The organism is Vibrio sp. Y176, from assembly GCF_033438945.1.
This window is the reverse complement of sequence record NZ_JAWOQS010000250.1, coordinates 1-865: the sequence shown is the minus strand read 5'-3', so window position 1 is coordinate 865 and position 865 is coordinate 1. Positions and strand designations below refer to the sequence as shown.

Annotated in this window: 1 protein-coding gene; it reads left to right on the top strand. The window is 45.0% G+C overall.

What is annotated here, in order from left to right:
* Positions 1-672 (top strand): pseudouridine synthase (locus R7O13_RS25370; protein ID WP_318305009.1); only part of this gene is annotated, 672 nt, incomplete at its 5' end.
* Between the last annotated feature and the right edge of the window lie 193 nt (positions 673-865).

Here is an 865-nt window from a genome sequence, read left to right as displayed (position 1 = left end):
GGGCGTCGTACCAGCCAATCTAAAACAGGCCATTTTAAACGTTCCGGTAAACCAAACCGTGTAGAGGATCAAACCACAAGACGCCACCCTACTCGCACAGCCAAAGCCAATAAACCTCGAGTCGACCTGCAAAATAGAAAAGTCATTATTTTCAATAAGCCTTACGATACGCTGAGCCAATTTACCGATGGTGACGGCCGTAAAACATTGGCTGACTACATTCCAGTCAAAGACGTCTACGCAGCAGGTCGGCTAGACAGAGACAGTGAAGGCCTAATGGTGCTAACCAATGATGGTATCCTGCAAGCGAAGCTGACTCAGCCGAAATCGAAGTCGCCGAAAACGTATTGGGTACAGGTGGATGGAGCCCCACAAGAGCAAGATTTAGAGAAGTTGCGTAAAGGCGTTGAATTAAAAGATGGTATGACCTTACCCGCAAAAGTAGAAGTCATTGATGCTCCGACGATTTGGGAGAGAAACCCACCAGTTCGTTTTCGTGCAAATATTCCAACGACATGGCTAGCAATCACTATCGTTGAAGGTAGAAACCGCCAAGTAAGACGCATGACCGCTCATATCGGCTTCCCAACTTTACGCTTAGTACGCTATTCAATGGGCGACATTACCCTTGGAGACTTGCAGCCTGGCCAATGGAAAGAGATTCAGCTCTAGCCATCTTAAAACAGCACATTCCTTAAAGTAGTCAACATCAAAAAACATAAAAGCAGGCCATCGCCTGCTTTTTATATTTTTATCGTCACAAATAACAATTATTGTTGATGAATTATTGCTGTGAGATCCAGAGCTTGAATGCTTCTTGATCGGCCGGAGAAGCTTTTAGATACATGGTTTTTAGCAAGTCGAC